This is a genomic window from Kitasatospora sp. NPDC093806 (assembly GCF_040683335.1).
In the GTDB taxonomy this organism is placed as follows: domain Bacteria; phylum Actinomycetota; class Actinomycetes; order Streptomycetales; family Streptomycetaceae; genus Kitasatospora.
In genome coordinates, this window is record NZ_JBFBDO010000172.1 from 1 (window position 1) to 10724 (window position 10724).

8 protein-coding genes are annotated in these 10724 nt (G+C 74.7%); 4 read left to right on the forward strand and 4 right to left on the reverse strand.

Features of this window, described 5'->3' with window-relative positions:
- The coding region (locus tag AB0N76_RS37915; RefSeq protein WP_363565378.1) for a M23 family metallopeptidase at nt 1-826 on the forward strand (826 nt) is incomplete at its 5' end.
- A 34-nt stretch (nt 827-860) separates the two neighbouring features.
- Here AB0N76_RS37915 and AB0N76_RS37920 read toward each other — a convergent pair.
- A complete protein-coding gene (locus tag AB0N76_RS37920) occupies nt 861-1463 on the reverse strand; it encodes a helix-turn-helix domain-containing protein (protein ID WP_363565380.1) in 603 nt (200 codons plus the stop codon).
- A 193-nt stretch (nt 1464-1656) separates the two neighbouring features.
- On the opposite strand from AB0N76_RS37920, the gene AB0N76_RS37925 reads away from it, so the two are divergent.
- Complete coding sequence (locus tag AB0N76_RS37925; protein ID WP_363565382.1) at nt 1657-3291, forward strand: MDR family MFS transporter; 1635 nt, start codon at nt 1657-1659, stop codon at nt 3289-3291.
- 86 nt (nt 3292-3377) lie between these two features.
- Here the strand turns inward: AB0N76_RS37925 and AB0N76_RS37930 are convergent, their stop codons facing one another.
- Nucleotides 3378-4352: an A/G-specific adenine glycosylase gene (locus AB0N76_RS37930; protein ID WP_363565384.1), complete on the reverse strand. Its 975-nt coding sequence runs from the start codon at nt 4350-4352 to the stop codon at nt 3378-3380.
- A 182-nt stretch (nt 4353-4534) separates the two neighbouring features.
- Here AB0N76_RS37930 and AB0N76_RS37935 point away from each other — a divergent pair, with 182 nt between their 5' ends.
- Entirely contained in the window at nt 4535-5467 is a 933-nt protein-coding gene (locus AB0N76_RS37935; protein WP_363565386.1) for a hypothetical protein, read from the forward strand.
- Nucleotides 5468-5619: 152 nt separating this feature from the next.
- Here the strand turns inward: AB0N76_RS37935 and disA are convergent, their stop codons facing one another.
- Together disA and radA are read right to left on the reverse strand one after the other, a co-directional pair.
- Nucleotides 5620-6726: a DNA integrity scanning diadenylate cyclase DisA gene (disA, locus tag AB0N76_RS37940; RefSeq protein ID WP_051769323.1), complete on the reverse strand. Its 1107-nt coding sequence runs from the start codon at nt 6724-6726 to the stop codon at nt 5620-5622.
- A gap of 139 nt (nt 6727-6865) precedes the next feature.
- Nucleotides 6866-8365: a DNA repair protein RadA gene (gene radA / locus AB0N76_RS37945; RefSeq protein WP_363565388.1), complete on the reverse strand. Its 1500-nt coding sequence runs from the start codon at nt 8363-8365 to the stop codon at nt 6866-6868.
- A 201-nt stretch (nt 8366-8566) separates the two neighbouring features.
- Between radA and AB0N76_RS37950 the strand changes: the two genes are divergently transcribed.
- Entirely contained in the window at nt 8567-10498 is a 1932-nt protein-coding gene (locus AB0N76_RS37950) for a hypothetical protein (protein ID WP_363565390.1), read from the forward strand.
- Nucleotides 10499-10724: the final 226 nt, after the last annotated feature.

Genomic DNA, 10724 nt, shown 5'->3' on the forward strand with positions numbered 1-10724 from the left:
CCGGAACCGTTCCACCACCGCCGCCGCGGCCGGAGCGGTGGTCCTGACCGGCGCCCTGGTGCTCGCCGGATCGGGCAGCGCCGCCGCGCAGACCATCGCCCCGACCACCCCCGGCAGCTCGGCGTTCACCGCGCTGCACGGCGCGGCGCCCACCCCCGGGCTGGTCCAGGTGGCGGGCCCGAGCCCGTACACGCTGGCCTCCGAGCAGGAGTCGGCCCAGGAGTTCGTGGCGATCGCCGCCAACCTGCAGACCGCCGGTGCCGCCTCGGCCACCGAGGCGGCCGAGGCGGCCGGCCAGACCGCTTCCGCCGACCAGGCCGCGCCCGCCGACCAGGCGCCCGCCGACGGGGCGGAGCAGGCCCCGCAGCAGGCCCCCCAGCGCGCTCCGGAGGCCCCGGCCGCGCCCGCCCCCGCGGCCGCGTGGTCCGCCCCCGTCCCGGGCGCGCCGACCAGCAACCCGTACGGCGTCCGCAACCCCGAGTACGCCGCCGGCTACCACACCGGCGTGGACTTCGCGGTCGACCCGGGCACCCCGCTGCTCGCCGTCGGCGGCGCCACGGTGGTCTCGGCCGGCTGGGACGGCGCGTACGGCAAGGAGGTCGTGCTGCGGCTGGCGGACGGCCGGTTCGCCCAGTACGCGCACCTGTCGGCGGTCTCGGTGGCGCCCGGCGAGCGGGTCGCGGCGGGGCAGCAGATCGGCCGCTCCGGCAACACCGGCAACTCGACCGGGCCGCACCTGCACTTCGAGATCCGCTCCAGCAACCAGTACGGCGCGGTGATCAACCCGATCGCCTACCTCGCCGCGCACGGGGTCACCGGGTTCTGATCCCGGCCTCCGCCGCGGCGCCGGCCCCGGGCGCTTAGGGCCGGCCGATCAGGCCGCCGATCTCCAGCGCGACGTGCTGGGCGGCCGCGATCGCCTCCTCGCGGGTCGCCGGCGCGACCGCGACCTCGCTGACCCGGGGCACGTCCGGCTCCTGGTGGAGCAGGAACAGCGCCGAGTTGATGGTGAACAGGGACATCGCCGCACGCAGCCGGTCCTCGAAGCTCGCCTCCGGACCGTGCACCAGCCGGACCAGGTTGATCATCCGGGCCCGGAACTCCCGCCCGGCCGACAGGTCGCGCATGGCGGGCTGGTTCTCCTGGAAGAAGCGCAGCAGCGGCGCCCGCTCGGAGATCCCGGCCGCGAACCGGCGGATCAGCTCGTCCCGCACCTCGGGCGACCAGGTCTGCTCGTGCCCCCAGGCGATCAGCTCGTCGATCGGCGCGGCCGTGGTGGCCACGATGCCGTGGACGATGTCTTCCTTGGTCTTGAAGTGGTAGTAGAGGGCGGCCTTGGTGACGCCGAGCCGGTCGGCGATCTCACGCAGCGAGGTGCGCTCGTAGCCCTGCTCGGAGAAGAGCTCAAGCGAGACCGCGACGATGCGGGCCCGGGTGTCGCTACGGGGGCTGTGCGTCGCCATGGCCTGCCTCTGACTGCGTCGGTTGGTCCGGTGCTCATTCTTCCCGGCCGGACGCCCCGCGAAAAACTGGCTTGACGACCGGCTAGTGGACAACCTACCGTGCCGACGGTCCACAAACTAGCCGGGCGACAAGTAAGGGAGGCCCTCACGGGCCGAGCCGGTCGCCCGACCCCCTGCCCGGGAGACGCCACCCATGTCACACCCCAAGGCCGACGACGCGGCCCCCGAGAAGCAATCCGCCGAGGAGGAGCAGCCCCGCTCGGCCCGTGAGATCCGCCTGGTCATGGTCGGCCTGGTGGTCACCATGCTGCTCGCCATGCTCGACGGCCTGATCGTCGGCACCGCGATGCCGACCATCGTCGGCGAGCTCGGCGGCGCCGAGCACCTGGCCTGGGTGGTCACCTCGTACACCCTGGCCACCGCCGCCTCCACCCCGATCTGGGGCAAGCTCGGCGACCTCTACGGCCGCAAGGGCACCTTCCTCACCTCGATCGTGATCTTCCTGGCCGGCTCGGCGCTGTCCGGCCTCTCCCAGGACATGACCGAGCTGATCGGCTTCCGCGCCCTCCAGGGCCTGGGCGCCGGCGGTCTGATGGTCGGCGTGATGTCGATCATGGGTGCGCTCGTCCCGCCGCGCGACCGCGGCAAGTACCAGGGCATGTTCGCCGCCGTGATGGCCCTCGCCACCATCGGCGGACCGCTGGTCGGCGGCTTCATCACCGACCACCTGAACTGGCGCTGGACCTTCTACATCAACCTGCCGCTCGGCGCCGTCGCGCTCGCCGTCGTGGTCGTCACGCTGAAGCTGCCGAAGGTCCGCAGCAAGGCCCGGATCGACTACCTGGGCGCGATCCTGCTCACCACCGGCATCACCTCGCTCACCCTGATCACCACCTGGGGCGGGCAGGAGTACGCCTGGGGCTCGAAGCAGATCCTCGGCCTGACCGCGCTGGCCGCCGCCACGCTGATCGGCTTCTGCTACGTCGAGCAGCGGGTCGAGGAGCCGATGCTGCCGCTGTCGCTGTTCCGGAACCTGAACTTCACCCTGGTCTCGATCATCGGCTTCGTGGTCGGCTTCATCATGTTCGGCTCGACCGTCTTCCTGCCGCTCTACCAGCAGACCGTGCAGGGCGCCTCGGCGACCAACTCCGGGCTGCTGCTGATGCCGATGATGTTCGGCATGCTGGTGATCTCGCTGGTGGTCGGCCAGGCCGTCACCAAGACCGGCAAGTACCGGATCTACCCGATCCTCGGCACCATCGTGATGGCCGTCGGCATGGTGCTGCTCTCCACCCTCTCCACCGACACCTCCGGCTTCACCTCCGCCTGCTGGATGGTGGTGCTCGGCGCCGGCATGGGCTTCCTGATGCAGATCACCATGCTGGTCGCGCAGAACAGCGTCGAGCTCAAGGACATGGGCGTGGCCAGCTCGACCGCCACCCTGTTCCGCACCATCGGCGGCTCGTTCGGTGTGGCGCTGTTCGGCGCGCTGTTCAACAGCCGGGTCACCGAGACCATGCAGGAGCGGCTCGGCTCGGCCGCCGGGGCGGGCGGCTCGCAGGGCGGCGACCCGGCGCAGCTGAGCCCGGCCGCGCTCAAGGCGCTGCCCGCGCCGGTCCAGGACGCCTACCACCACGCGGTGGCCAACGGCATGCACACCGTCTTCCTGTGGGGTGCGGCCGTCGCGGTGATCGCGGTCGCCGCCGCGGTGTTCATGCGCGAGGTGCCGCTGCGCGGGGCCGGCGGTCCGCCGGCGGACGCCGAAGGCGGCAAGGACGGCAAGGGCGGCAAGGGTGCCGCGGCCGACATCGAGGCCGTCGCGATCTGATCGCGGGACGTCACGGGGAGGCCCCCGCACCGGTTCCGGTGCGGGGGCCTCCCCGTGTCCGCGTCCGGGCTGCTGCGGGAGCCGGCTTACTGCGGGAGCCGGTAGACGCCCTGCTCGACCGGCTCGACCAGGCCGTCGGCGACCAGGCCGTCCAGGGCGCGGGCCCGCTGCACGGCGTCCGGCCAGACCGCGTCGAGCCGGGCCTGCGGCACCGTGCCGTGCGCCTCGCGGAGCACCGCGAGCAGCTTGCCGCGCACCTGCCGGTCGGTCCCCTCGTACGTCTGGCCGCGCCGGGCCGGGCCCTCGTAGGGCGGGCAGCCGGCCCGCTGCCAGGCGCAGGAGGTGAACAGCGGGCAGTCGCCGCACTCGGGGCCGCGGGCCGTGCAGACCAGCGCGCCCAGCTCCATCACGGCGACCGCCCAGGTGGCGGCCGTCCCGGCGGCGTCGGGCAGCAGCGCGGTCGCGGTCCGCCGCTCGGCCGCCGTGGTGGCCTGCGCCGGGTACTCGACGCCGGTCACCGCGCGGGCGAACACCCGGCGGACGTTGGTGTCCAGCACCACGTGCCGCTGCCGGAAGGCGAACGAGGCCACCGCCGCCGCCGTGTACTCGCCGACGCCGGGCAGCGAGAGCAGGGTCGCGTGGTCCTGCGGGACCTCGCCGCCGTGTTCCTCGGTGATCGCCACCGCGGCCCCGTGCAGACGCAGCGCCCGGCGCGGGTAGCCCAGCCGGCCCCACATCCGGACGGCCTCGCCGGGCGCGTCGGCGGCCAGGTCGGCCGGGGTCGGCCAGCGTTCCATCCAGGCCCGCCAGGCAGGCAGGACGCGCTTCACCGGGGTCTGCTGGAGCATGAACTCGCTGACCATCACGGCCCAGGGCGAGGCGTCCGGGGTGCGCCAGGGGAGGTCGCGGGCGTTGGCCTCGTACCAGTCGAGGACGGTCGCGTGCAGGACGGGCAGCGGCAGCGCGGGCAGCGGCGAGGCGGGCAGCGGCTGGGCGGGCTCCGGCGTCCGGGTGGCGGACGCGGGGGCCGGAACGGCGGGGGTGACGGTGTTGGCAGCCATGGCCCTTCGATCCTCCCACGCGCGCGGCGGCAGCCGAAGCGGATCATGGGATTCCGGACAGCTCCGCAAAACACCCCATTCGGCCTCCCCCGAACGGCTCAAATGGCGGATCATGTGAAGGAAGGGGTGACTGTGCGGTGTTGGTGCGTCAAGGGGCACACACTGTCTCGTAGAGTTTGGGCGTGCCCTCTCTGCGTCAACCCGTAGGACCGCTGCCGGCCTCGATCTACTGGCGTCGGCGCGTCGTCGTGCTCATCGCCGTCGTCGCGGTCGCCGCCCTCGTCGTCTGGCTGATGTCCGATCAGGGCGGGGGAGGTGACGGCCCGAAGGACAAGGCCGCCCAGGCCGCGCCGACCCAGTCCCAGAGCCAGGCGCCCGCCCAGGCGATCACGCCGGGCGCCTCGCCGAGCGGGCCGGCCAACAACTCCCGCCCCGGCGGCAACGGCGGCGGCAGCGCCGCCGGCGGCGCGGTGGGCGGCTCCGGCGGCGGCGACGTCAGCCTCAGCACCGGCGGCACGACCGGCGGCGGCGCCAACCCGGCACCCGCCACCGGCGGGGCGGCCGCGGGCGGCACGGCCGGCACCCCCGGCGGCGCGGCGAGCGGCGGCACCGGTGGCGGCGCGGGCGGCGGTACGGGCGGCACCGGTGGAGCCGGTGGCACCGGCGGCGGGACGCCCGCGGTGAACACCCCCGAGGTCATGGTCCTGCCGGTCTGCGCCTCCTCGCAGGTGTCGCTCGGCCTGTCCAGCGCCCAGAACGCCTACCAGCCCAAGGACAAGCCCAAGCTGGCGCTGACCATCAACAACTCCTCCGGCACCAACTGCCGGGTGGACCTGGGCCGGACCGCCTCCGCGATCACCGTCACCGCCAGCAACGGCGAGCGCATCTGGTCCTCCGGCGACTGCCCGACGGACCGCGGCAGCGGCTGGGTCCAGCTCCCCGCCAACGGCGGGCTGACCGAGACCTTCAGCTGGGACCGGGTCCGCAGCAAGCCGCAGTGCGCCACCGCCGACGCGGCGCCCGCGCCGGCCGGCAACTACCTGGTGGTCGCCGACCTCACCGGCCTCTCCGGCGGGCAGGCCTCGGCCCGCTCCTCGATCCGGCTGGAGAACTGACCGGGGGTCATCCCCGTCCCCGAACGACGACGGAGCCCGGACCGCTCAGGCGGTCCGGGCTCCGTCGTGTTCGTCGCGTCCGGGTTCGTCGTACTCGGGGCCGTCGTACTCGGGGCCGTCGCGCTCGGGTTCGTCGCGCTCGGGGCCGTCGATCAGACGTAGCGCTCCAGGATGGACGATTCGGCAAGGCGGGACAGGCCCTCGCGGACCGAGCGGGCCCGGGTCTCGCCGACGCCCTCGACCGTCTGCAGGTCGTCGATGCTGGCGGCCAGCAGCTTCTGCAGCCCGCCGAAGTGCTCCACCAGGCGCTCTATCACCGTGTTGGGCAGCCGCGGGATCTTCGCCAGCAGCCGGTAGCCGCGCGGCGAGACCGCCGAGTCCAGCGACTCCGGCGTGCCCGAGTAGCCGAGCGCCTTGGCCACCGTCTGCAGGTCGAGCAGCTCGGCGTGGGTCAGCGCCTCCAGGTCCGCCAGCACCTCGGTGACGGTCCGGCCCTTCTTCGCCGCGCGCTCCGGGAAGTAGTCCCGGGCGACCAGCTCGCGCTCCGGCTCCACGCCCGCGATCAGCTCGTCCAGCTGGAGCGAGAGCAGCCGGCCGTCGATGCCGAGCTCCAGCACGTAGCCGGCGATCTCGGTGGCGATCAGCCGGACCATCTCCAGCCGCTGCGCGACCGCGGTGACGTCCCGGACCGTCACCAGGTCCTCGATCTCCAGCGCGGAGAGCGTGCCCGCCACCTCGTCCAGGCGCAGCTTGTAGCGCTCCAGGGTGGCCAGCGCCTGGTTGGCGCGGGAGAGGACGGTGGTGGAGTCCTCCAGCACCCGACGGGTGCCGTTGACGTACATGGCGATCAGCCGCATCGAGTGCGAGACCGCCACCACCGGGAAACCGGTCTGCCGGTTGACCCGCTCCGCGGTGCGGTGCCTGGTCCCGGTCTCGTCGGTCGGGATGGTGGAGTCCGGCATCAGGTGCACCCCGGCCCGGACGATCTTGGTGATGTCCTTGTCCAGCACCACGGCGCCGTCGAGCTTGCACAGCTCGCGCAGCCGGGTCGCGGTGAACTCGACGTCGAGCACGAACCCGCCGGTACAGATCGGCTCGACGGTCTTGTCGAAGCCGAGCACGATCAGCCCGCCGGTGTTGGCCCGCAGCACCCGCTCCAGGCCGTCGCGCAGCGCGGTTCCGGGAGCGATGGCGGTGAGGGAGGCCCGCAGCAGGGCCTCCTCGCGGGAGGACTTGTCCGCCCGGTCGCTGGCTGCCACGTGACTCCTCCGGTCGCCCCGTACCGCGCGCCTCGCGCGGGGCGCCGGCCTACGGTCTGTTGCTCTGTCGCTTAGTACTGCCTTATCACCAATGAGACAGGGGAAAGTCTAACTGCGTGCGGCAACGACAGGGCTTGGGTCAGCGCAGTTCGTCGGAGTCGAGCGGCTCCCACCCCTCCATGAGCTCGTCGGGAGCGGCCACCGGCCGGTGCGCCCGGGGGGCCGGCGGCGCCGACGGTGCCTCACCCTTCGGCTTGGCGGCGGCCCGGCGGCGGCCCGGAATGGCCCGCAGCGCCTCGCCGATGTCGGACACCTCGACCACCTTCATGCCCGGCGGGACCTTGCCCGGGTCCGGCGGGACCAGGGCGTGCGTGAAGCCCAGCCGGTGCGCCTCGGCCAGCCGCCGCTGCACACCCGTCACCCGCCGCACCTCGCCGGCCAGGCCGACCTCGCCGATCGCCACCAGGTTGCTGGGCAGCGGGGTGTCGGTGGAGGAACTGGCCACCGCGAGCGCGACCGCGAGGTCGGCGGACGGCTCGGTCAGCTTCACCCCGCCGACCGTCGCGGTGTAGATGTCCTGCTTGCCGAGCTTCACCCCGCCGTGCCGCTCCACCACCGCCAGGATCATCGCGATCCGGGGCGACTCCAGGCCCGAGGTGGTGCGGCGCGGGGAGGGGATCTGCGAATCCACCATCAGCGCCTGCACCTCGGCCACCAGCGGGCGCTTGCCCTCCAGGGTGACGGTCAGGCAGGTGCCCGGGACGGGCTTGTCACGCCTGGTCAGGAAGAGGCCGGACGGGTCGGCCAGGCCGACGATGCCCTCGTCGTGCAGCTCGAAGCAGCCCACCTCGTCGGTCGCGCCGTACCGGTTCTTGACCCCGCGGATGAGGCGCAGCCGGGCGTGCCGGTCCCCCTCGAAGCTCAGCACCACGTCCACCAGGTGCTCCAGCAGGCGGGGGCCGGCGATCTGGCCGTCCTTGGTGACGTGGCCGACCAGCAGGGTGGCCATGCCGCGCTCCTTGGACGCCCGGATCAGCGCGCCGGCCACCTCGCGGACCTGGGCCGGGCCGCCGGGGGCGCCGTCCAGCTCGGCGGAGGCGATGGTCTGCACCGAGTCCAGGATCAGCAGGCCCGGGTTGACCGCCTCGATGTGGCCGAGCACGGCGCCGAGGTCGGACTCGGCGGCCAGGTAGAGGTGCTCGGAGAGCGCGTTGATCCGGTCGGCGCGCAGCCGGACCTGGCCGGCCGACTCCTCGCCGGTCACGTAGAGGGTGCGGTGCTGGGCGGTGGCCGCCTTGGCGGCGACGTCCAGCAGCAGGGTGGACTTGCCGACGCCGGGCTCGCCGGCCAGCAGCACCACGGCGCCCGGGACCAGGCCGCCGCCGAGCACCCGGTCCAGCTCCGGCACGCCGGTGGAGCGGGCCGTCGCCACCTGGCCGTCCACCTGGGCGATCGGGCGGGCGGGCGCGCTGACCGGGCCGGCGGCGGTCGTCCGGATCGGCACCGCGCCGTACTCCTCGACCGTGCCCCAGGCGTTGCACTCCGGGCAGCGGCCGACCCACTTGGGCAGCTGGTTGCCGCACTCGGTGCAGCGGTAGGCCGGGCGCGGCTTGGCGGTGGTCTTGGTACGGGCAGCCATGCGGTCACCGTAGCGGGTGGGTACGACAACGCGGGGACGGGTGGGCGCGGGGGCGGGCTCCGGGCGCGGAGATGGGCGGGGAGCGCGGGGACGGGCCGGGAGCGGGCGCGGGTCCACGAATGGGCGATGTTGTTACCCGAAAGAAGTACAACCGGGCGGAATGGCTCAGTGCGGGCGGGCGGCCTCTCTACCGTCGGATGGGTGACAACGAGTACGGAAGGGCCGCGCGACGCCGTCCTCGCGGCGTACGAGCGACAGGTGGACGGCCTCTTCACCTACTGCCTCTCGGTGCTGTGCGAACACGCGGCGGCCGACGCGGCGCTGCGCGAGGTGCGCGAGCTGGCCGTCCGGCACGGCAACCGGCTGGCCGAGCCCGGGCTGGTCCGGGCCTGGCTGTATTCGCTGGCCCGGTACTGCTGCCTGCGACGGCTGGCGGACGAGGCGGACGGCGGTACGGATGGGGTGGACGGCGCGGCGGGCGAGGGCGGAGAGGGTGCGGAGGCGGTCCGGCGGCGGCGCGAGCTGGCCTCACTCGCCTGGCCCGAGGCGGCCGGCACCGACCCCGAGCAGCGCGAGGCGCTGGAGCTGTCAGTCCGCCACCGGCTGACCCCGATCGAGGTGGCCGCCGTCCTGGGCCTGCCGTTCGAGACCGTCCGGACGCTGCTCGTCTCGGCCCGGGCCGAGGTCGACCGGACCAGGTCCGCCCTGCTGGTGCTCGGCGTCGGCAGCTGCCCCGAACTGGACCGGCTCGGCGGTGCCGGGGCGGAGAGCTGGCGCGACTGGGTGCTCGGCCCGGCGCTGCGCCGCGAACTGGTCCAGCACGTGGTGGACTGCCCGACCTGCCGGGGGACGGCGGAGCGGGTCGCGGACGAGGTGCCGGCGGGCGCGGCCGGGTTGTCGGGGCTGTCGGTGCTCTCCGCGCCGCTGCCCGAGCCCGAGCCCGCCGGGGTGGTGGCGGCGGGGGTGGTCGCGTTCCTGCCGTCGGCCGGGCGGGAGCCGGCCGGACGGCGGACCGCCGGACCGCTGCCGGTGACCGAGCCCGGACTCCGGTTCGACCGGAGCGGGTTCCCCCGGCACCGCGCCCCGGACGCCGGGCGGGGGCCGACGGTGCGGCGGCGGGTGGTCACCACCGGGGTGCTGGCCGCCGTCCTGGCGGCACCGGTCGTCGCGCTCTGGGCCGGACACCGGGGTGGCGGCGGACCCGCCACGGCGGCGTCGGTCTCGTCGGTGCGAATGGAGGAGGACGGCCGGGAGGCGGCCGGGCACCGTCCGGTCCGGCCGACGGCGGTGGCGGGGGCGGTGGGTACGGTCGGTGGGGTCGGCGCGGTGGCGGCCGGGATGGAGCTGGCCGGTGCCGGGCCAATCGCTGCAGAAACGTTGCTGCCGGGGATCCAGGGACCGTTGATTCCGGTCCCGGCCCATGGCGCGACCCCGCTCGGCAGCCCGACCCTGGTCGCCGCGCCGGCCCCCGCCGTCGGGGCGGTGGGGGGTGGGCTGCCCGGCGCGGGTGGTGCGGGTGGTGTTCCGGAGGGCGGTGGGAGCGCGGCCCCAGCTCCGGCTCCGTCCGGGCTGCTGACCGTCGAGGCGGGCGAGTACGGCAACCGGACCGTGCTCACCCTCACCAACTCCGGCACCACCGAGATCCGCTGGCACGCCGTCGTGGACGCCGGCTGGCTGCGGCTCAGCCGGGACGCGGGAACGCTCGCGCCCGGGCAGCGGATCACCGTGATCGTCAGCGTCGACGACGACCTCGCCCCCGCCACCCGGTGGACCGCCCGGATCGCGCTGCCGCCCTCGCAGGCCGTGGTCACCCTGGAGGGAGGCCCCCAGCACCGCGGCGGCGCCACCCCGGCACCGGCCGAGCCGGGCGGCGCCGGCCCGACCACCGAACCGGGCCCGTCCCCGAGCAGCAGCCCGAGCCCGACCGCCACCGAGCACCCGTCCCCCGGCCCGAGCAGCCCGGCCTCCACCCCCTCGGGTACGGCCACCCCCAGCCACACTCCGAGCGCCACACCGACCCCGACCCCGACGGGCGGTCCGACCGCCACCCCGACGGGGACGGCCTCGCCGAGCACCACCCCGTCCACCGGCCCGTCCACCCCGGCCGCCACCCCGAGCAGCTCACCGCGCTGAGCCCCGGGGGCTCGGGGCGGCCGGTCGGCCCGGGCGAGCGAGCAGGAGCCTCTCCGCTCGCTCGCCCGGATGGGGGATGAGTCGAACACCCGCACACGTCCACGCACCGAGCAAGGGACGGTGGCGCCACGCACCGGCCGGGGACGGCGGCGGGCTGCTGCCCCCGGCTGAGCGCCAGAATCCCGGCACGGCCGGCCGGACGCCCCCGGCGCCGGGGGCGTCCGGC